Annotated in this window: 25 protein-coding genes and 1 other RNA gene; 19 read left to right on the top strand and 7 right to left on the bottom strand. The window is 32.4% G+C overall.

All coding sequences use genetic code 11. The features are described 5' to 3' along the window. Positions 1–378: 378 nt before the first annotated feature. From ACQH1W_RS05760 to lptB, 10 genes are all read left to right on the top strand, one after another. Positions 379–1671, top strand: coding sequence for an NAD(P)H-binding protein (locus tag ACQH1W_RS05760; RefSeq protein WP_375332775.1), 1293 nt, complete (start codon positions 379–381; stop codon positions 1669–1671). Beyond that, positions 1671–2138: a DUF2269 family protein gene (locus tag ACQH1W_RS05755; RefSeq protein ID WP_375331482.1), complete on the top strand. Its 468-nt coding sequence runs from the start codon at positions 1671–1673 to the stop codon at positions 2136–2138. The genes ACQH1W_RS05760 and ACQH1W_RS05755 overlap by 1 nt, the downstream gene beginning before the upstream one ends. 207 nt (positions 2139–2345) lie before the next feature. Further along, on the top strand, positions 2346–3125 hold the full coding sequence (gene xth / locus ACQH1W_RS05750) for an exodeoxyribonuclease III (protein WP_341762612.1): 780 nt from the start codon (positions 2346–2348) through the stop codon (positions 3123–3125). A gap of 297 nt (positions 3126–3422) precedes the next feature. Next, positions 3423–3728, top strand: coding sequence for an RNHCP domain-containing protein (locus ACQH1W_RS05745; protein ID WP_341762611.1), 306 nt, complete (start codon positions 3423–3425; stop codon positions 3726–3728). A 326-nt stretch (positions 3729–4054) separates the two neighbouring features. Continuing rightward, positions 4055–4750 (top strand): outer membrane beta-barrel protein, encoded by a 696-nt coding sequence (locus ACQH1W_RS05740; protein ID WP_375332776.1) that lies wholly within the window; start codon positions 4055–4057, stop codon positions 4748–4750. Between the two features lie 150 nt (positions 4751–4900). After that, entirely contained in the window at positions 4901–5509 is a 609-nt protein-coding gene (locus ACQH1W_RS05735) for an outer membrane protein (protein ID WP_341762609.1), read from the top strand. 63 nt (positions 5510–5572) lie between these two features. Further along, the gene (locus ACQH1W_RS05730; protein ID WP_375332777.1) at positions 5573–6529 is read left to right on the top strand and encodes a KpsF/GutQ family sugar-phosphate isomerase; all 957 of its coding nucleotides are present in this window, start codon (positions 5573–5575) and stop codon (positions 6527–6529) included. Then, positions 6529–7191, top strand: a complete 663-nt coding sequence (lptC, locus tag ACQH1W_RS05725; RefSeq protein WP_375332778.1) for an LPS export ABC transporter periplasmic protein LptC — start codon at positions 6529–6531, stop codon at positions 7189–7191. Before ACQH1W_RS05730 ends, lptC begins: the two co-directional genes overlap by 1 nt. Before the next feature lie 82 nt (positions 7192–7273). After that, positions 7274–7645: an LptA/OstA family protein gene (locus ACQH1W_RS05720; RefSeq protein WP_341762606.1), complete on the top strand. Its 372-nt coding sequence runs from the start codon at positions 7274–7276 to the stop codon at positions 7643–7645. Between the two features lie 23 nt (positions 7646–7668). Next, positions 7669–8406 carry an LPS export ABC transporter ATP-binding protein gene (lptB, locus tag ACQH1W_RS05715; protein WP_375332779.1) on the top strand — a complete coding sequence of 246 codons (738 nt, stop codon included), beginning with the start codon at positions 7669–7671 and terminating at the stop codon, positions 8404–8406. Here the strand turns inward: lptB and ACQH1W_RS05710 are convergent. From ACQH1W_RS05710 to ACQH1W_RS05690, 5 genes are all read right to left on the bottom strand, one after another. After that, positions 8383–8607 carry a hypothetical protein gene (locus tag ACQH1W_RS05710; protein WP_425360989.1) on the bottom strand — a complete coding sequence of 75 codons (225 nt, stop codon included), beginning with the start codon at positions 8605–8607 and terminating at the stop codon, positions 8383–8385. The two genes, lptB and ACQH1W_RS05710, sit on opposite strands and share 24 nt — an antisense overlap. Positions 8608–8912: 305 nt before the next feature. Further along, positions 8913–10148, bottom strand: a complete 1236-nt coding sequence (tyrS, locus tag ACQH1W_RS05705) for a tyrosine--tRNA ligase (protein ID WP_341761554.1) — start codon at positions 10146–10148, stop codon at positions 8913–8915. A 107-nt stretch (positions 10149–10255) separates the two neighbouring features. Then, positions 10256–11161, bottom strand: a complete 906-nt coding sequence (gene secF / locus ACQH1W_RS05700) for a protein translocase subunit SecF (protein WP_341762605.1) — start codon at positions 11159–11161, stop codon at positions 10256–10258. A gap of 16 nt (positions 11162–11177) precedes the next feature. Beyond that, entirely contained in the window at positions 11178–11414 is a 237-nt protein-coding gene (locus ACQH1W_RS05695; RefSeq protein WP_341762604.1) for a GapR family DNA-binding domain-containing protein, read from the bottom strand. 286 nt (positions 11415–11700) lie between these two features. Then, positions 11701–12441, bottom strand: a complete 741-nt coding sequence (locus ACQH1W_RS05690; protein ID WP_341762603.1) for a transposase — start codon at positions 12439–12441, stop codon at positions 11701–11703. Between the two features lie 604 nt (positions 12442–13045). Here ACQH1W_RS05690 and ACQH1W_RS05685 point away from each other — a divergent pair. The 6 genes from ACQH1W_RS05685 to ACQH1W_RS05660 all read left to right on the top strand — a co-directional run bounded on the left by ACQH1W_RS05685 (position 13046) and on the right by ACQH1W_RS05660 (position 18192). Beyond that, the gene (locus tag ACQH1W_RS05685; protein WP_375332781.1) at positions 13046–14047 is read left to right on the top strand and encodes an NAD(P)/FAD-dependent oxidoreductase; all 1002 of its coding nucleotides are present in this window, start codon (positions 13046–13048) and stop codon (positions 14045–14047) included. Continuing rightward, positions 14047–14931 carry a bifunctional 5,10-methylenetetrahydrofolate dehydrogenase/5,10-methenyltetrahydrofolate cyclohydrolase gene (locus tag ACQH1W_RS05680; RefSeq protein ID WP_341762601.1) on the top strand — a complete coding sequence of 295 codons (885 nt, stop codon included), beginning with the start codon at positions 14047–14049 and terminating at the stop codon, positions 14929–14931. Before ACQH1W_RS05685 ends, ACQH1W_RS05680 begins: the two co-directional genes overlap by 1 nt. Positions 14932–15193: 262 nt before the next feature. Then, on the top strand, positions 15194–15997 hold the full coding sequence (locus tag ACQH1W_RS05675) for an outer-membrane lipoprotein carrier protein LolA (protein ID WP_410521323.1): 804 nt from the start codon (positions 15194–15196) through the stop codon (positions 15995–15997). Between the two features lie 37 nt (positions 15998–16034). After that, positions 16035–16128, top strand: an RNA gene (gene ffs, locus ACQH1W_RS05670) — signal recognition particle sRNA small type. A gap of 60 nt (positions 16129–16188) precedes the next feature. Next, positions 16189–17856, top strand: a complete 1668-nt coding sequence (gene dnaX, locus ACQH1W_RS05665; RefSeq protein WP_341763436.1) for a DNA polymerase III subunit gamma/tau — start codon at positions 16189–16191, stop codon at positions 17854–17856. Positions 17857–17868: 12 nt separating this feature from the next. Then, positions 17869–18192: a YbaB/EbfC family nucleoid-associated protein gene (locus ACQH1W_RS05660; RefSeq protein ID WP_425360988.1), complete on the top strand. Its 324-nt coding sequence runs from the start codon at positions 17869–17871 to the stop codon at positions 18190–18192. A gap of 142 nt (positions 18193–18334) precedes the next feature. On the opposite strand, the gene ACQH1W_RS05655 is transcribed toward ACQH1W_RS05660, so the two are convergent. Next, entirely contained in the window at positions 18335–18901 is a 567-nt protein-coding gene (locus tag ACQH1W_RS05655) for a cell cycle transcriptional regulator TrcR (protein ID WP_341761547.1), read from the bottom strand. Between the two features lie 116 nt (positions 18902–19017). After that, positions 19018–19734 carry an OmpW family outer membrane protein gene (locus tag ACQH1W_RS05650; RefSeq protein WP_341762599.1) on the bottom strand — a complete coding sequence of 239 codons (717 nt, stop codon included), beginning with the start codon at positions 19732–19734 and terminating at the stop codon, positions 19018–19020. Between the two features lie 178 nt (positions 19735–19912). On the opposite strand from ACQH1W_RS05650, the gene ACQH1W_RS05645 reads away from it, so the two are divergent. From ACQH1W_RS05645 to ACQH1W_RS05635, 3 genes are all read left to right on the top strand, one after another. After that, positions 19913–20800 (top strand): DMT family transporter, encoded by an 888-nt coding sequence (locus tag ACQH1W_RS05645; protein WP_375332786.1) that lies wholly within the window; start codon positions 19913–19915, stop codon positions 20798–20800. 473 nt (positions 20801–21273) lie between these two features. Then, positions 21274–21519 carry a type II toxin-antitoxin system Phd/YefM family antitoxin gene (locus tag ACQH1W_RS05640; protein ID WP_341762597.1) on the top strand — a complete coding sequence of 82 codons (246 nt, stop codon included), beginning with the start codon at positions 21274–21276 and terminating at the stop codon, positions 21517–21519. Next, positions 21519–21779, top strand: a complete 261-nt coding sequence (locus ACQH1W_RS05635; RefSeq protein WP_375332787.1) for a Txe/YoeB family addiction module toxin — start codon at positions 21519–21521, stop codon at positions 21777–21779. Before ACQH1W_RS05640 ends, ACQH1W_RS05635 begins: the two co-directional genes overlap by 1 nt. Positions 21780–21805: the final 26 nt, after the last annotated feature.

Genomic DNA, 21805 nt, shown 5'->3' with positions numbered 1-21805 from the left:
CCAAATGATATAATTTGTTAAATAATTTTTATATCGAATTGAGATTAATGTACTTAGTGTTTAGTTATTTTATGTTATTATAACCTCAGTTTTGGATTAAAATTAAAAATTTTAATCCAAAACTGGCTATAATATCAGAAAAATGCATTCTTGAAGTGCTTCTACGAATGCATTTTAATCTATTATCGCTAATAATCTTATTTTTATTTATATAAAAATAAGATTATTAGCAAATGAAATATTTAACAATCAGGCGTCAAACCGCTTTAAGCCTGATTGTTTACTTTCTCATTCCAATTTCGGATTAATGAAATTAATCCGAAATTGAGGTTTATACAATCAGTTGATTTGAATTTGCTATGTTATAGAGAGGATAGGGTGAAAGTTTTAGTAGTAGGTGCTAATGGTTTTATTGGTTCATATATCACCGCTGAGTTATTAAAAGATAATCATGATGTAGTTTGTGCAGTTAGAGATATAAAAGCTACTAAAAGAAAATTCCCTAACCTAGAAATTTTAGCTTGTGATTTTAACAATGATACTGATCAACAAAAGTGGCTTAACAATTTACAAAATATTGATGTAGTCATTAATGTATCCGGAGTGTTAACTTCAACTAATAACAACAAAATAGAGAATGTTCATTTCTTTGGTCCAAAAGCTTTATTTGATGCATGTATTTTAGCTAAAGTAAAAAGAATTATTCATATTTCAGCTCTTGGTATAGATAATGAGAAAACTACTGACTATGCTATAACAAAGAAAAAAATTGACAATTATTTAAAAACTTTAAAAAATATTGATTGGGTGATTTTACAACCATCGCTTGTGTATACAAGTGGTTGTTATGGAGGCACTTCATTATTTAGATCTCTTGCAGCTTTACCTTGGTTTATTCCTTTAATAGGAGATGGATCACAACAATTCCAACCAATACATATGGATGACTTAACTAAAGTGGTTGTTAATTGTACTAAAAGAGAAGGAAAAATTTGTAGAGTATTAAAAATAGTTGGTCCAGAAATAGTTACAGTAAAAGATATATTGATTAATTTTAGGAGCTGGCTTGGTCTAGACACTGCCAGGCTAATAAAGATTCCTTTAATATTCATTAGAATTGCAGCTAAGTTAGGAGACTTTTTTAGTATAGGACCACTTAATAGCACTTCATATAATATGTTATTACAGCCGAATATTGCAGATAAGAAAGACTTTATCAATTTTACTTCTGTTGTTCCAAGAAGTTTTGAGCAAGGATTAGCCACTGAACCTCTTACTGTCCAATCACTATGGCATGCAAGACTTTTTTTGTTGAAACCACTATTAAAAATCATTTTAGGTTTATTTTGGATTATGACAGGCGTCATTACAGGGGTTTTTACTTCAGAACGAGGTCTGAAAATAATAACAGAGTTAGGATTTAGCAAGCAAATTGCACAAGTTATGTTATATTCAAGCTGTCTTGCTGATATAATTCTTGGAACTCTGATGATTATCAAGCCAAGAATTATAGGAGTATGTATACTACAGATTTTATTAATGCTAGCTTATACATTTTTTCTAACCTTGCTTAAGTCTGATTTATGGCTAGAACCTTTGGGGTCACTTACTAAAAATATTCCCATAATACTTCTTACTCTTGTCCTACTTGCTATAGAAAAGGATAAATAATGGATTGGTATTCTGTCGTCAAAACTATTCACATCATTAGCTCTACTATTTTGTTTGGTACAGGTATTGGTATTGCTTTTTTTATGTGGTGGGCGAATAAAACCGGGGATTTAGCAGCCAAAGTTTATGCAGCACGTACTACGGTTATTGCCGATTTTCTCTTTACTACCACTAGTGCTATTATTCAACCAATTAGCGGTATAATATTAATCAATATAGTTGGATATGATTTCTTTGATTTATGGCTTATTTTAACTTATTTAGGATACGCTATTACAGGAGCATGTTGGCTACCAGTAGTATGGATTCAAATACAATTACGGAATATTGCAGTCAGAACATTAAAAAATAATGAGCAATTACCAGCACAGTATTATAAATTATTTAATTTATGGTTTTATCTTGGCTGGCCAGCATTTATCAGCCTAGTTATTATTTTCTTTTTAATGGTTTTTAAGCCGATGTAAAATTCGGTGAAATTATCGAAACAATCAGATTTGAGGCTGCTCTGCATCTGATTGTTAAATCATGTCATTGCGAGGAGGCCGTAGGTCGACGAAGCAATCCATATGACAAGCTTCATGGATTGCCACGCTCATGTACATTCGCTCGCAATGACGTGTAGAGAAGGTGTATTTACTAATATTAAAGCCAATTTGGGATAAGAATTAGAAATGAAAATAGCTACTTGGAATATTAATTCTATAAGAATAAGACTACAACATTTACGGGACTTTTTAACAGAAGTAGATCCAGACATTGTTTTGTTACAAGAAATCAAGTGTGAGACTGATAAGTTTCCTTTTGATGAACTATCAGATCTAGCGTATAATTTCTATGTGTATGGTCAGAAATCCTATAATGGTGTGGCTATCTTATCAAAGTTTCCAGCTGATGAAGTGGTAAAAGACTTTCCGGGTATTAATTGTACTAATCAAGCACGGATTATAGAAATATCTCTACAAACTCCTATAGGTTTTTGTAGTATCACTTCATTATATGCACCTAACGGTTCATTGGTAGGTAGTGATAAATTTAAAATGAAATTAGAATTTTATGACAATTTAATTAATTACTTCGAATCCAAGAGATCTCTTGATACTAAGGTGATAGTTGGAGGAGATTTTAATATTGCTCCTTTTGATATTGACGTATACTCCGCAAAAGAGTTACAAAATATTACTTGTTTTACTAGCGAAGAAAAACAACGACTGAGAATTATTTTAAATTCTAGTTTTGAGGATTTATATAGATTATCAAATCCTACTAAGCAAGAATTCTCTTGGTGGGATTATAGAGCAGGTTGCTTCGAACAAAATAAAGGTATGCGTATTGATATGATACTTGCATCAAGCAATGTTGCAGATTATCTAAATGATTGTTACATGCATTATAGTTTACGAACAAAAATTAAGCCTTCTGATCATATACCCGTTGTTGCTATCATTAGTTAACCTCAAATATCGATGTATACTTAGGTAGAACTTCAAGAATTGGCGTTCCCGCGACCAAAGCACAACTGTTGAAAGTTAAAAATCGTCATTACGAAGCGTTGTTATAAGGCTTAAACCGTCTATTAGCGAGCGAACGTACGTGAGCGTGGCAATCCATGAAGCTTGTCATATGGATTGCTTCGTCGACCTACGGTCTCCTCGCAATGACGGGTTTTTAACTTTCAACAGTTGTGGGGTGTTCCCTGCGTAGGTAGGGGGTCTAAAAAAATAGCATGTGTTGCCAAAAAAAATTAAAGAATGGTTACAAAAAGGTTTTACAGAAATAAAGAAGATTTTATTTGTGAGATATGTAGTGAATTGGTACAAGGAAATGGTTATACTAACCATTGTTCAACATGCTTCTACAGCAAGCATGTGGATATTAACCCTGGGGATAGAGCTTCTAGATGTAACGGACTAATGCAGCCAGTTTCCTATAAACTCGATAGTAAAAAGGGCATAATTCTAACCCATAAATGTCTTAAATGTGGAGAATATAAAAATAACAAGCTTGCGAACACAGATAGCGTAGAGAATTTGCTAGATATTTTCAGTTATGCCTGAATAAATTAGGGATAAGAATTGACAAATTCTTATCCTGAATTCGCGTAATATCAGGGCAATGGCATAAATTCTATCACCATTACTATGGCTTAAACATTTGCGGGTTAACTATAGATCAGTCTATTGTGTTTTTATTACCACAAAGTATCTCTATAACACTATTGATTAATGCTCATAATAGTTTTTAGTTTGCCCTAAGGGAAATAGTATGCTATATATACCAAACTAGGTGGTCTAAGTGGGATTTGGAGAGATTTGTGTTTCACGGGCCTTATTTGAGAATCTAATAAGGGGATTCTTGTCTATATAATTTAAGGAGAAATATTATGAAAAAGTTGTTTTTAATCGCTGCTACAAGTACGGCTCTTTTAACTTCTGCTACATCTTTTGCAGATGTAGGGCAGTTTTATATTAAAGCCGAAGGTGGTGCGACTAAGTTGAATAATACGAAAATGAAATGGGATGATGTTGAAACAAAGAAAGAAGATAGCTTGAAATTAAAATCTAAAACTAACGCGATTTTGGGTCTTGGTGCTGGTTATTATGCCATGGATAATGTTAGAGCAGAATTGACACTTGATTTCCTAGTCAATCCAGAATTTACTAATTCTATATCTAAAACTTCGGGTGCAACTGAAAAAGCGACAGCTAAAGGACAAGTGATGTCATTATTGCTCAGTGGTTATGTTGATTTGTATGATGCAGGTTTTGCTAAATTCTTTGCCGGAGCAGGTATTGGTATGGCTCAAGTAAAAGAAAAGATAAGTGTGGAAAGAACTAAAGACAGTAAAAAGCTATCGGAAGGTTCTGTAACTAAGAAACCCGCTAATAATTTTGCTTATCAGTTGACTGTTGGTGCTTCTGCTAATGTGGCTGATGGTGTGAATGTTGAGCTTGCCTATAGCTGGAGAGATTATGGAGAATCAAATTCTAAAAATAAAGATAAGAAGGAGACTGTAAAACTACCTAAAACTGCTTACAGAGGTCACAATTTAATGGCTGGCTTAAGATTTGATATCTAATAGTAAATAATTTATAGATTTATTATTTTTGTTCTACAAAAGAAGAGGGCTTTTAGTAACCCTCTTCTTTTGTTATTTGTAGGGTGATCTTGAAAATAAGCTAGCGGATTAGTTTAATTTATAGTAAGCTGTAAATTAAAAAATAGAATTATGAAACATTTACTCTTAGTAACGATTACAGCTATTTCACTTTTATTCTCTGTTTCCTCTTTGGCTATTGAAAATCAATTTTATTTGAAAGCAGAGGTTGGGGCGAATAAAATGGCTAATATTAAGTTAAATGATAAAAAATTAAAGCAAAATACCGCTATGTTTCTTGGCGGAGGTTTGGGTTATTATATTCTAAATAATGTTAGAGCTGATCTCATGCTTGCTTGGATTGCTAATCATCAATCTAAGCATTCTTTTGCCGGTACAGACTCAAAAATTAAGCCTCAAATTGCTACTTTAATGCTTAATGGTTATGTGGATATTGTTGATATAAGTATTTGTGAATTTTTTGTTGGTGCTGGTGCTGGAGTTGGTCAACTGAAAAACCAAATTACTAAGAATAATGGTGTATCAGTTTCTAGTGGTAAAAAAAATAACCTAGTCTACCAGCTTACTCTTGGAGCTGCTACAAAGTTAGCCCCAGGAGTAAAAGTTGAAGCAGCTTACAGTTGGAAAGATTTTGGTAGCACAAAAGAAATAAAAAATCATATTAAATCATTAGCATATAAAGGTCATAATGTATCACTCGGCGTCAGGCTTGATGTGTAATATGTTCTAATATTCTGTCATTCCTCTAGCTACGACAACATCATTGAACAATTCGGACACTATATGAAAATACCATACCATTGTGATGTTGCCAAAAGGGTTATATTAAAAGAATCTGCTGCATTAGTTGAATTATCTAATAATATTCCTAGTGATTTTAACAATATAGTAGATTATATAATTAACTGTAAAGGTAGGGTTATTTTAACCGGCATAGGAAAGAGTGGTTATATAGCTCATAAAATAGCAGCAAGTTTTGCTTCTACCGGTACGGCTGCTTTTTATCTGCACCCAGCTGAGGCTAGCCACGGTGATCTTGGTATGGTAACTGACAATGATGTAGTATTCATGCTGTCTAATTCAGGGGAGACAAAAGAATTATTTGATATAATGAAATATTGTAAGAGATTTTCTATAAAAATAATTGCCATGACTATGAATGCCAACTCTACTATAGCAATCAATAGCGATTTCCTATTATTAATACCAAGAATCAATGAAGCATCTTATATTGCCGCTCCAACAACTTCTTCAGTAATGATGTTATCTCTTGGAGATGCACTTACTACTTCTGTACATGAAGCACGAGGTTTTTCTGAAGATGATTTTCGGCTGTATCATCCTGGAGGAAAGATTGGAGCGAATCTTATAAAGGTAGAGAGCTTAATGCGGGTGAAAGATCAGTTGCCTTTAGTATATGCTGATACCTCATTTACCGATACTATATTGGTTATGAATCAAAAGAGTCTTGGATGTGCTATAGTGGTAGATAAAGATTTGAGTTTGGTTGGTATTATAACAGATGGAGATTTGCGTAGACATATTAATGATAAAATAGATATGAAGTATGCAAGCGATGTAATGACTTCTAACCCAAAACAAATTTCTCCTTCGAAATTAGCGGGAGAGGCTTTAGGTCTAATGAATAGTAAATCGATTACTAGCATACCAGTAACTGAAAATAATATGGTGATTGGTATTGTTCATATCCATGACTTACTTAGGGCAGGAATCAGCTGATGAATGTTCATAATAATGTTGGTAATATTATGGTTAAGATTCCCTTCATAGATAAAGGTAGTAGTGCTATCATTTCATCTTATAGACGTTCAATTAGTTTATCAAAGATCTTATCTTGTTTAGGAATAGTATTAACCTTATATTTTATTTATATAAATTTAAATCCTATCAGTAATAATGCAAAATCAACTGAGGACAATAGTGGCAATAGTGCTTTTAATCCAAATGATAAAGATTATGAAATAAAAATTTCAAATTCAATTTTTAAGGGGTTCAATAAAAACTTAAATCCTTACCAAATTCAGGCTGTGCAAGCAGTTAGGACTTTAGGTAATCAATATAAACTAGAAAAAATTAATGCTACATATAAAATAAATGACAACAAAGACTTAGTGATCAGTGCAAAAAATGGTATATTAAATGAGAGTAGTCGCATATTAAAATTAAAAGATGATGTACAGTTTTTTTTAGGAGAAAGCACATTAAAAGCACAAGAAGCCCAACTGAATCTACTAAATAAAGAAACATATAGTAACACAGGAGTGGTATTATCTTATAAAAATTGTAAAATTACTTCTAATAATTTTAGTGCTACACATGATAATGATATTATAAATTTCAAAGGTAATGTATCGACGGTTATTGATGTATCGGATTTTTAGCATAATTTGCTATGTATTGTTTTTTCTAATCATAAGTTCATCCGTAGCCTATGGGAAACATCCGTACTCAAAACATTCGAGTATGGATAGATTATATATTCATTCTGACAATTTAGTAATTGATCAAACTAAGAATCAAGCTTGTTTTACAGGAGAGGTGATTTTGTGGTTTGATGATATGATGGTAAAAACAACTAATTTAGAAATTTTTTATAAAACAGTTGATAATAAAAAAACTATTGATTACATCTCCATACCGTCAAGATTGATTGCTAAGAGGAATAATAGTCAAGAGTTACTAACTGCTACTTCTGCAAAATATTTTGTAGAAAGAAAAGAACTAGTACTGCTTGGTGATGTAATAGTACAGAATAAGGATGGTATTATAAAAACTGACAAACTAGTATATTATACGGAACTCAATAATATAGATTATACCAAATCAAAAAATTAGTTATGTAAGAAATTTTTTAAAGTATGCCGCATTTAATAATAGAGAAATTACAAGTAAGTAGTATTTCAAAATCTTATAATAAGAGAGTGATCCTAAACGACGTATCTCTTCAATTAAAAACAGGAGAAATAGTTGGTCTTTTTGGTCCAAACGGTGCAGGTAAAACTACCTGTTTTAGTATTATTATAGGACTTACCAAACCAGATAGTGGAGCATTATTTTATAATGATCATGATATTACTCATTTACCAATTTATTTAAGAGCTAGGTTTGGCTTTAGCTATCTTCCTCAAGAACCATCAATTTTCCGTGGGCTATCTGTAGGAGATAATATTAGATTAATGCTAGAGGTTTTAGAAAATGACCAAGAAATTATCGAACAAAAAACATTAGATTTGCTTAAAGAATTTTCTATTCTTCATCTAAAAGACATGCCAGCAATAGGACTATCCGGCGGAGAAAGACGTAGGCTAGAAATCGCAAGAACAATAGCACTAGATCCCAAATTTATTATGCTTGACGAACCACTTGCAGGCATTGATCCGTTAGCAATTGAGGATCTTAAAAATTTGATTGTTCACTTACGTAACCGCAATATCGGCATCCTAATTACCGATCACAATGTTAGAGATACTCTTAATATAGTTGACAGAGCCTATGTTATTTACGAAGGAAAAGTCCTATTAGAAGGAACTCCACAAGAAATAGCCACAAGCTATCAAGTAAAGGAAGTATATCTAGGGCAATCTTTTTGTTTGTAATAATAGACTTCCTGCATAAATCAATCTAGTTGGTGATTTTGTCGTCGAAATTCGCCTTCGCTCCTCACGTACGTCTGTGTACGCTGCGGTGCTCGGCTTCGTTTCTTCTAAAAATCCCTCAACTATTTTTGACTTATGCAGGAAGTCTAATAGACATACTGTAATTGTATAGACATACTGTAATTGTAGGTAACCATACACTTTAAATTATCTATCCTATAACTTACAAAATCTTATACCTATTTTCAACTATTTTCTTTCAAAACTTAAATACTCGTGAACGGTTACACCTCGACTTGGTAATTCCTGCTACTATCATGATTTTGATTCTATCGTCTATCAACTCTTCATTTACGAGCAGTATACTTCATTATTTTAGAACGAAGTCAAAGTTCAGAAAGAACAGCTTCAAAAATAAATTAAGTTCAATTTAAACAGGAGTCATTTTACAGGATATCTATACATGAAAAAATTACCAGCAGAAGTAGATATTTTTTAGCTTACTATTATGTCAACCTGATCAACACATATTTTTTCTTACCTACGGATATCTTAATAACTTGGTTGTCCTGCATAAAGATCAAATCAATAACCATGTTTTCGTCTTGGATTAATTGATTATTGATTTTTGCTCCAGCCCCTCTAATCAACCGACGTCCTTCGGATTTTGATTTAGCAAGACCTGCTTCATAAAGTAACTCATATGCTGGAATACCTAGAGCTAACCTCCCCTGTTCTAGATAAATAGTTGGTAAATTGCAATCAATTTCTCCTTGTTCAAAAAGCTTGGTAGCTGTTTCTAAAGCTATCATAGCTGCCTCTTTACCATGACAAAGTTTAGTTAAATTAAAGGCTAATTGCTTTTTGGCACTATTAATATCAGATGCACTAAGTAAGATAAACTCTTGCATGGCATCTTCTCCTAACTCACTATATAATTTTGCGAACTTGACCACATCTTGATCTTCACAATTCCGCCAATATTGATAATAATTGTACGGGCTTAACATATCCTCATTTAGCCACACAGCTCCACCAACAGACTTGCCCATTTTGTTGCCAGAAGCAGTTGTTAGTAAGGGAGTAGTCATACCAAAGACTTCATTACCTGTTAGTTTCCTTGTAAAATCAACGCCCATTACTATATTACCCCACTGGTCACTACCACCTATTTGTAAAGAACAACCATATAGTTTATTTAAATGATAAAAATCGTAGGCTTGTAGCAACATATAATTAAATTCTAAGAAACTCATATGTTGCTCTCTCTCTAAACGTAATTTTACAGAGTCCATAGATAACATACGATTCACAGAAAAAAAACTACCAAAATTGCGAAGAAAATCTAAGTAATTTAACGATTCTAGCCAATTTGAATTATCAACTAATATTGCATCATTTTCCCCAGTACCAAATTTAATAAATTTTGATAATGATTTTTTTATACCTTCAGCATTTTGGGCAATTTCTTCTTTTGTTAAAGATTTCCTTGCCTCATCTTTACCAGTAGGATCACCAATTTTACTAGTTGCCCCTCCTAGGAGTACTATTGGCTTATGACCATATTGTTGCAATAAACGCAGTATCATAATTTGCATCAGACTACCTACATGTAAAGATTGTGCTGTACAATCAAAACCAATATAAGCAGAGATTTTGCTGTTTTTCATTAGCTCTGTTAGTTTTTCTAAATCAGTACATTGATATAGAAAACCTTTACTATCAAAATCTTTAATAAACATTTTTAAAACTAATTTTTTTTTAATATTTATTATTTTGTAGCAGAATTGAAGACCTCTACTTCAATTTTGCCACTCAACTTTTATCCAAAAACTTGAAAATTGATTTATCAATTCTTCAAGTTTTTGAAGTAGGTCAATATAGGAGCAGATATAAAAATAGATGAATATGTACCAACTATTATACCAAAAAACACTAATACACTAAAACTATAAATAGCTTCCCCACCAAATATTACCAAAGCTAGGTTTGCGAGTAAGGTTGTAACAACTGTTAGAATAGTTCTAGACAGAGTTTCATTAATACTCAGATTAATAATTTGTGGCATTACTTTCTTATGTGATTTACGTAAATTTTCTCTGATTCTATCATAGATAACTACTGAATCATTCACAGAATAACCTATTATGGTAAGAATAGCAGCTATGGAGCTTAAATTGAAGTCTAGCCTCATTACACTCATAAAACCTAAGCTTAGTATGGCGTCATGTAACAAAGCTACAAGTATACCAAGCCCAAAATACCACTCAAATCTAACCCAAGTATAAACCATTATGGCAAGAAACGAAAGAATTAGTGCCGTTATTCCTGATTTTATCAGTTGAGTACCAACTTGTGGACCAACAAAATCTACTTTACGGTACTCAAATTTATAAGGAAATTGGTTTTTTAAAGTTGATTTTATAAGATCAATATTTTGCATTAAAGTATCTTCACTATTGCTGCCAACTCGTATTGACAAATCATGCTGATTACCAAAATTTTGCAATATTACTTCACCAATCTTAAGGTTATTAAGTACTTCACGCATTTTGGTTAAATCAGGGTCTTGATCAAGCCGCACTTCTATAACAATCCCACCAGCAAAATCAATACCAAAATTAAATTTGTAAATCCCTATCCAAATAATACTTACAAGAGATAAAATAATGGATATCGTATAACTTACTTTTTTAAATTTGATAAAATCCAAGTTGATTTTATCAGGTAAAAGCCTTAATGGATATAATTGCATTATTGAATTCTTTAATTTATATACCGAGAGCTTGTCTATACAATTCTAAGATCGCATCTTGTTCAGCTAGCTTATTTTTATCAAGTTTTTTTAATTTTAACACCGACTTCATAGCCTTGGTATCAAAGCCACTAGAGCTGGCTGCATCAAATATATCTTTTATTGCTTCAGATAATTCAGCTTTCTCTTGTTCAAGTCCTTCTATTTGATTTATATATTGTTCTAATTGTTCTTTAGCTATCACTTCTGTCATAAAATTCAAGTTTATTGTTTATCAAAAATTGTATACTCTTCTGCTTTGAAGAATTGTTTTTTGAAAATGTCATGGATTCGCATGCTCACGTACTATATGTACGTTCCGCTTGCTCACCATTCATTTTCAAATCCAATTCTCCAAATCATTTGAGTATAATATGGCTAGTATATATTATTTTATCAAGCCACTAAGTAATTTATAGATAATTTTGCTATAAATGCTAGAAAAATCTTTAGATTAGTTACCCCAGCATCCGTAATGGAAGTCAATAAAAAATAGTAACTTAACATAAATTTTCATTCCAAGAAGAATTATTTTTTACAATAGAGTGCATAAAAGCTAGTAATTTACGCATAACAGCAACAAGAGCAACTTTTGCTGGTTTATGTTTAGCAATTAAGTGGTCATAAAAATTGCGTAAGCACTTATTACATCGTAAGGCAGCTACTGCAGCCATATAAAGAACTCTTCGAAGATTACCTCTACCTGCAAAAATACTTCTTCTACCTTTATAACTACCACTTTCTCTAGCAAAAGGAGCAAGACCTACTAAAGATGTTAACTGCCTAAAAGTAATATTGCCAAGCTCTAGGGCTTCACATATTACAGTGCTAGTAAGAGTAATGCCAACTGCTGGAATAGAAGTAAGCCGATCAATTTTATCCTTTATTTCTTGAGCTTGAGAAATTAATTCTTTAATACTGTCATCAATCTCTTGTAATTGTTCTCTTCTTTTTAATAAAGCATGTAACTGTTGTTGGCTATTACTATCATAAGTAACATTCACTGGTAAAGCAAAGCACGTTGCATAATCATGCAACAATTTACTATCGATATTATCAGTTTTAGCAAGCCATCCTTTAGCTTTAGCATAACTACGCACTTTATTAGGGTGTACTGTAGCAAAAGGCAATTTATTTATTTTTAAAAATTCTCTTAAATTATGTTCATATCCACCAGTAGGTTCAAAGACAACATTTAATTCAGATAAGACAGGATAGTATTTATTAATAGTGCTAAGCATAGTAGTAAAGCCATGTTGGTAGCTGGTATATAGATACTTAAAGTTTTTTTACTAACGTCCACACCAATATAAGTTGTTGCCATATAGAGCCTCATGATTTATATTAATAATAGGATACGCTACATACTCATACGCAAGGTTTAAACCTTATGACATCCGTTCGTAGTCTTTATCCAAACAGGATGGGTCTTTGCTCAGGTACGAAGTCTTTAAAATTCAAAGCTTCAATTCGAGATACAGTTTACCCATCCTGCCACTATATATAACTGATCATGTTATATTTATCATGGTTTTTTTTATTGTATGAATTCGTGATAAGAATTAGTTAATTCTTATCACGAATTGGCTTTAATATAAGGAAAAATGCATTCTTAAAGCGGTTAACGCGAATGCATTTTAAACCTTTCCAAAGCTAGAAACATGATTTTAATCTTTTAAAATCATGTTTCTAGCAAAATATTAATTTAACAATCAGATGCAGAGCCGTCTCAAATCTGATTGTTTCGATAATTTCACCGAATTTGGGATAAGAATTGACAAATTCTTATCCCAAATTCGCGTGTTAAGAGTTTGACTATTTTTTTATTTATAAAAATTTTATTTTATGCACAATACTGATATTATAATAATTGGTGCAGGTCCAGTTGGTCTATTTGCTATTTTTCAAGCTGGGATGCTTGGTATGCGTTGCCATGTTATTGACTCCCAAGAGATAATAGGAGGGCAATGCAGCCAACTTTACCCGGAAAAACCTATATATGACATACCAGCATATCCTAAAATTATGGCAGAAGAGTTGATAGCACAATTGGCATTGCAAGCACAACCGTTTGATCCGGTTTATCATCTAAATCAGCAAGTAGTGCAGTTAAAAAAAAAAGAGGGGCAATTCCAAATTACCACTTCTAAAGACATCCTAGTTACTGCTAAGGTTATTATTATAGCTGCTGGATGCGGCTCTTTTGGACCTAACAGACCTCCATTACCTAATATAGAAGCATTTGAGGGAAAATCAGTATTTTATTTTATCAATAACCGCAATAGTTTTGCCAACAAAGAAATTGTAATAGCTGGTGGAGGGGATTCGGCTGTAGACTGGGCAATATCACTCTCTGAAATTGCTAAAAAAATATATTTAGTGCATAGGCGTGAGAAATTTCGGGCGGCGAATGAAAGTATAAGGCAACTCAAAGAACTAGCAAATAGTGGCAAAATTGAGTTAGTAATTAATTATCAACTGGACCATTTAGTAGGAAAAGACGGCAAACTAGAAGCAGTCAACGTCAAAGATTTTGAGGGAAATATTTGTACTTTACCCGCGAATATTTTATTACCATTCTTCGGACTTGCCCAAGAATTGGGCCCCATAAAAAATTGGGGATTAAATCTCAAAACTAATCATATAGTTGTAGAACCTTCATATTTCGAAACAAATATTTCGGGCATTTATGCAATTGGCGATATTGCTAGTTATCCTGCAAAATTAAAATTAATTCTTACTGGTTTTGCCGAAGCAGCTAGCAGCTTACATCACGCCTATGGCAGGGTATTTGAGGGTAAGGCCTTACACTTCGAATATTCAACTACCAAAGGAGTGCATAAATAGTGAATGAACGTAGTAATATAATCAATGGCAAATATGTTGCAGAACAAATATTATCTAAGTTAAGGGCAGAGATTAATTTAATCAAGGAACAACACAAGTTAGTACCAACCCTTGCTATTATACTAGTGGGTGATAACCCAGCTAGTAGTATATATGTAAGAAATAAGATCAAAGCAGCAGGAGCAATTGGTATGAACGCCTTGCAAATAAATTTGCCCAATGAAATTGATATTGACCATATGCTGCATGAAATCAGTATGCTCAACAATGATTCAAATATTTCTGGAATTATCGTACAACTTCCTCTACCTGAACATATCAATAAAAATTTAATCTTATCTGCCATCGATCCTAGCAAAGATGTCGATGGTTTCCATCCTATAAATGTTGGTTATCTACATAGTAACTCAGGCAATGGCTTTATACCTTGCACGGCTCTTGGTTGCATTGATTTACTTAAACAAGTTGAACCAAATTTAGCTGGAAAAAATGCTGTAGTTATAGGGCGTTCTAATATTGTAGGTAAACCATTATCAGCTTTATTACTTAGAGAAGATTGTACTGTGACTATATGCCATTCAAGAACTCAAAATTTAAGTTCTATAACTTCCCGTACTGATATAGTAATATCTGCTATTGGATCTCCTTTAACACTAACAAAAGAATATTTCAGTCCTAACTCTATAGTTATTGATGTTGGTATTAGTAAACTTCCTAATAGCGACAAGATGGTAGGAGACATTGATTTTACCAATGTTGTTGATAAAGTGAGATATATAACCCCAGTTCCAGGCGGTGTTGGACCAATGACTGTCGCTTATTTGTTAAAGAATACACTTAAAGCAGCGAAACAAAATATAACACATATTAACCCCAATTCGTGATAAGAATTAACTAATTCTTATCACGAATTGGCTTTAATATAAGGAAAAATGCATTCTTAAAGCGGCTAACGCGAATGCATTTTAAACCTTTCTAGAGCTAAAAACATGATTTTAATCTTTTAAAATCATGTTTCTAGCAAAATATTAATTTAACAATCAGATGCAGAGCCGTCTCAAATCTGATTGTTTCGATAATTTCACCGAATTTGGGATAAGAATTGACTAATTCTTATCCCGAATTCGCGTATATTAGGTATAAAAGATGAGCTGGCTTTGTAAAGGTATTATTGTCATTTATTGGTTTCTAACCATAGCCTATGCTGAAATAGACCTCTTGCATAACTCTACTTCTACTGGTAATTTGGGCATCGGGACTAGACTCGAATCCTCACGTACACTAGAGTACGCTACGATTTTGCGTTCCGATCCTCCTACAAATTCCCTAGTAGAAGCGAATTCTGCTAGAGCTCTAATATTAGAGAATAAACCTCTTGATAACAAAGCTACTGATCAACTCAAAATATATTTACGTGAAATAAAATCCATGGCTGTGGACTTTAGCCAAGAGGATTCAGCAGGGAATAAAGCTGAAGGTAAGTTATTAATAAATAAGCCTTCTAAGTTTCGATGTAATTATTACCCACCATTCCCTTTGGTGGTTATTGGTAATGCTAATTATGTTTCTGTGTATGACTATGATATGAAACATGTAAGTCGTATTAAGGCAGAAGAGAATGTATTTAATTTTTTATTAGAAGATAGTATAGATTTTGATAAATATTTCAAAATTGAGTCAGTAATAGATCAAGATAATATGTTTAAAATTACTATTTACCATACTTTATCAGAACGACATAGTCAGATTACCTTTGATAAAAAAACTAAACAAATAAAAAAGCTAGAAATACTTGAAGATGAAAATGTTATTACCATAATATTTAATCATATTGCAAAAGTACAAAAATTTGATGATGATTTATTTAAGCTTAAGAATCCAGACATATTCGGAACACCAAGTAGACTGACAAAAAGCGATATAGAAAAAAAATACAATTTAGCTACTTAAATAACTTGCCTCTAGATGATAAAAGAACTATTTTATCATGTGCTAGTAGTGGGCATTGGTGCTGTTCAGGTGGTCAGGTTCGAAAGGAAGCAGCCAAAATAGTCTCTAGTGGGTCATTACTAGCATACTCTTCTGTTTTCAAGAATTGGATTTGAAATCATTTGAGTAGATCATATTTTTGTGAATATACCATAGTGACAAAAACAACTGACCAATATATTAATTTTGCTAGAAAATATCGCCCTACTAATTTCTCTGAGCTATACGGACAAGAAGTTTTAACAAAGATTTTAAGCTATACTATTCTAAAAAATCGTATATCTCAAGGTTATCTTCTTACTGGTATTAGGGGTGTTGGCAAAACTACTTCAGCACGTATTATCGCTAAAACTATTAATTGTACCAATCTGATAGTTGAAGGTGATAGTATTAAACCTTGTGAGAGTTGTCAGAATTGTAGCAGTTTTAATAAAAATAACCATCCCGATATAATTGAAATTGATGCTGCTAGCAAGACAAGTGTTGATGATATCCGTAAAATAATAGAAAGTAGTGAATATAAGCCGCTAATCGCTAGGTACAGTATCTTCATAATTGATGAAGTTCATATGCTATCTAAAGGTGCATTCAACGCTCTACTTAAAATCCTTGAAGAACCACCAGCACATGTAATATTTATATTTGCTACTACTGAACCACAAAAAATTCCATTAACCGTAATTTCTAGATGTCAGCGATATGATTTAAGGAGGCTAACATTTGATGAAATTTTTCAATTGCTTCAGTTCATCGCTAAAAAAGAACAGTTAAACGTTGAGATAGAGGCTATGAGAATAATTGCGTCTAGATCCGATGGTTCAGCTAGAGATGCAGTTTCAGTACTAGACCAAGCAACTAGTTTGGCAGCAGGATATTTGATCACTCCTGAAATCGTTTATCAAATACTTGGTTTAGTGGATACAGCTAGTATAATTAAGTTTTTTGAATATATTATTCAAAAAGATGCTGCTAAATCGATTGATTTAGTAAACAATCTCTATATGTCTTCAGCAAATTTAGAAACTTTTGTAGCATTAGTTGCTGATTTTACTGCCTATCTTAATAAAATAAAGATATTATACTCAAATGATTTGGAGAATGGGGACAATAAACAAGGGGTGAGCGAACTAGGCGTACATGAAGTACGTGAGTACGCGAATACCCCGCAAGTATTTGCAAAAACCAATTCTTCAAAGCAGAATAGTATACCTAATTATCAAAATCCTATATATGTATCTTTTAATGATAATGTTACAAATATTTTAACAAAAATTACTCTTCCTCAATTATCTATTATTTGGCAAATATATAGTAAAGGAATTATAGAGATGAGAACTTCACATAATCAATTGATAGAAGCTGAAATGCTGGTGATAAAATCTATTTACTCCCAGATGTTGCCATCGCTAGAAGAATTAGCGGAATATAATGATGGGGAACAACTAGAACAGCCGGTATTACAACAATCAACTCAGAATTATCAAATTACCGCTCTTCTTATCGATTTTCTTGAGTTTTTACATTTGCATAATGAGATGGAAGTTTATTACAGATTACTAAACCAAGTGGAGTTAAAATCTTTTGTTCTTCAAACTATAGAAATTGCTGGAAGCGATCTCAATACAAAAATAAAAGAACAAATTGCTAATTTATTATTTGCTTGGTCAGGGAAAACTTGGAATGTTATCATTACAAAACAGTTAAAAATAATCACTCTTAAAGAACAATTGCTAAATAAAGTAAAATCAAGTCAAGATTGGAAAATTTTAACACAACACTTTCCAAATGTTACAATTTCAGATATTTTGTTAGAAAATTAAAAGGGACATAGTATGACAAATTTTAATCAATTTTTAAAACAAGCTCAGTCAATGCAGGAAAAAATGCAAGCAATGCAGGAAAAAATGGCAAATGCTGAATATTTTGGGAAAGCAGGTGGTGGGTTAGTAAATATTACCGTTAGTGGTCGTGGTGAGGTTCGAAAGGTCTCCATTGATTCCTCTTTGCTTAAAGAGATAGAGAAGGAATTATTGGAAGATTTAATTGTTGCTGCTTTCAACGATGCTAAAAGCAAGGTCGATGAAGATTCACAAAACTCTATGTCTGATGCTTTAGGTAATATTGGTTTGCCACCTGGACTAAAGATGCCATTTTAAATCCTCCCAACTTCCGCATGGAGGATTTGTTGCATGAATCATGAGTAGGTCATTCCCGCGTAGGCGGGAATCTATAATATCTCATAGCCTTTGCAGGCATGTCTATAGCAACTACCGTTCGCGGCTTTTAAATTGCCCTGACTTATTCTTTAGCAGTTTTTTCTTGCTTAGATAAAAGCTGTGCTTGCTCAATACTCTTGTCTAATTCCACTTGACTACAAATTCCAAGTAAAACTGGATCACGTGGGCGAATGTTTTTCATGTTCCAGTGACTACGATCACGGATAGCTTCTATGGTTGACTTAGTAGTACCAATGAGTTTTATAATTTGATTATCTAAAATTTCTGGACAATTTTTAAGTAACCAATATATCGCGTCTGGTTTATCCTGACGTCTAGCAATAGGAGTATATCTAGATTGTTGTTTTTTCTTTGTACTTACCAAATCATAGGCACTACTCACAAAAAGTCTTAAACTACTACTTGGATCTTTCGTGCAACGCATTATTTCTTCTTGAGTTAATTGTCCTCCAGCAATAGGATCTAGCCCCATAATACCTTGGGACACTTCACCATCAGCAATGCCTTTAATTTCAAACTCATGAATCCCACAAAAATCAGCTATCTGCTTAAACGTTAAAGCAGTATTATCAATCAACCAAATAGCAGTTGCTCTAGGCAGTATGGGTAATTTTTGTTGTGAACTCATAGTAAAAAACTAATAATATAATATTGATATGTCTAGAAAAGATATAGTCTCTTCTAACTAATAAGTCAACAATAGACATCTTAGACTATTTCAATTTCTCGCTTAATTAGGTCAGGCTAAAACCTAAAACCAATACCTACTGCAATCATTAACGGATTAAATCTTACTTTAGATGATATAGGTTGTTTTATTAAACTATTTTTATAATCAACTTTGGTCTTAAGAAAATACTGCCTTACATCTAAGTTAATCAATGTATCATCCTTAGCATATAAGTCAACCCCGATCTGTAATACAGCACCGTGACCATTTTTGACTGTACATCCTTTAGATTTACTGAACATATAAGCTCCATGATAACCAACGCCAACATAAGGTCTAATAGCACCAAAGGGAGCTATATGATATTGTCCCGTGACAGTCAGGGGAATCATATAAAGATCTTTTCTCTTACCAACATCTGCTGGATTACCACCATAATTATAAGCCACATTCTTTAAACTATTATTTTTAGTACGTAATACATTAAAACCTAAAGATAACTCTGCAGCAACATTACTAGCAAAGAATATTGATGTAGAAGCATCAAAACCGTAACCATTTTCAACAAAATTACCAATCGATACTGGGCTTGCGGCGGTAGCCTTAGGAAAGCCTTTTTGCTTTGCACTAGATTTTATCCCCCCCCCTCTTATTTTAAAAACAAGATTACCTTCATTTTCATAATAATCGGCATCATAGTCATTATTAGTTAAATCAGAATTAGCAAAGCTAGAGATACTTACACAACTTGCCAACAGCAATATTCCAAATTTTTTCGTGACTTTTATCATAACTATAAACCTTTGCTTGCTTTAAATATATTGCTGTATTATATATATTCTTTCTTATTTGGAAATCAAATTGATAATAAGATTTTTAAACTTGTTCAACATTAGTGACACTATAACACTAAATATAGAAAACACTAATACAAAAAATATAAAAAAATAACGAATTAAGGTCTATACAATGAATAATAAATTAAAAACTTATTTTGTTGGTATTGGTTGGTTTATATTAAGCTTGGTAAGTAGTGCAACTAATGACATAACAGCAAAATATCTTGGACTTAGGCTACATAGTTTTGAGGTGACTTGTTTTCGCTTTTTCTTTAGTGCTTTAATTCTTGTCCCTTTTATTTTATATTATGGGAAACAGACTCTTAAAACTAATCGTCCTTTTATACATATTGCAAGAGGGGTTTTATTGTTTTTTGCTATGACGTCTTGGATTTATGGTCTCAATATTGCCCCAGTGACTACTGCTACAGTTATTGGTTTTGCTACACCTTTATTTACTCTAGTTCTAGCAGTTTTTTTCTTAAATGAGAATATTATTTGGCAAAGATGGGCAGCAACTTTATTTGGTTTTATTGGTATTGTTATTACCCTGAAACCTCATGCTAGTGACTTTAATCCACAGATATTGATTTTTGTCTTAGCTTCTGTAGCTTTTGCCATGTTAGATATTATCAATAAGAAATTTGTAGTAAAAGAATCAATGATTAGTATGCTATTTTATTCTGCTCTAGTAACATCTTTAGTATCAATACCATCATCAATAATGTATTGGCAAACACCTACCAGTTCAGAATTTATTTTGCTATTTACCTTAGGAGCTGGGGGTAGTTTAATCTTATTTTTCTTATTAAAGGCTTTCTCTCTAGTTGATGCCACTGCCACCGCCCCTTATAGATATTTAGAGTTAATAATTTCAGCATCAGCTGGATATCTTGTGTTTAATGAAATACCTGAAAACAGTACTTTATACGGAGCATTGATAATAATACCTGCAACATTGTTTATAATATATTCTGAGAAAGGAAATATAACACAAAATGATAAAGCTACTGCATGAAGAAGTACTAGCAATACCTCAATTCGATATAAGAATTGTTAATTCTTATATCAAATTGGCTTGTTATAAGGAAAAATGCATTCTTGAAGCGATTCTACGAATGCATTTTAATCTATTACCGCTAATAATCTTATTTTTATATTGTATAAAAATAAGATTATTAGCAAATTAATATTTAACAATCAGGTAAAGAACCGCTTCAAACCTGATTGTTTCTATATGTATCCATGAATTCGATGTAACAAGTTACATCGAATTCAGGCTAGCAATGCTTGTTCTTTTCAAACATTTTGTTGAAATGATATTGAATGTACAATATCATGTACTATATGTGTATATACTCAAATGATTTGGAGAATTGGATTTGAAAATAAGGGGCGAGCAAGCGGAGCGTACGTAAGTACGCGAGTCCTTGATATTTCCAAAAAACAATTCTTCAAAGCAGAAGAGTATACTTATAAGGGAGATAAATTATGAACGTACAGACAATATCGGTAGCAAGAGCTAATTTATTTAGCCTTGTACAAGAAGCAAACGAAACACATAAACCAGTATATTTAAAAGGTAAGCATTATGACGCAGTGCTATTATCTAGAGAAGACTACGAATCTTTGCAAGCAACATTAGAATTATATTCGATACCTGGATTAGTTAAGGAAATACTAAAAGCTCGGCAAGAACCTTTGGATGAGTGCTTAAATGAAGATGATATAAATTGATGTCATTGTACAATTTGAAATTTACTAAAAAATCATTTAAAGATTTTCAAAAGTTAAAGTCAGAAAAATTTGATAATAAGGCTAGAAAACTATGGACTGAATTAAAAAATAATCCAAGACCTATCAGCAGTGAAAAACTCGTAGGCAACTTAAAAGGTTGCTATTCTCTAAGAATTAATATCAAACATAGATTGATATACGAAATTTTTGAAGATGAAAAGACTGTACTAATAATCAGCTTGAGTGGGCATTATGAGTAAGCCATCATATATGTTGCTAATAAACG

Source organism: Candidatus Tisiphia endosymbiont of Stenodema calcarata (genome assembly GCF_964030695.1).
In the GTDB taxonomy this organism is placed as follows: domain Bacteria; phylum Pseudomonadota; class Alphaproteobacteria; order Rickettsiales; family Rickettsiaceae; genus Tisiphia.
The sequence above is the reverse complement of the archived record's forward strand: the minus strand, read 5'-3'. Positions and strand labels throughout refer to the sequence as shown.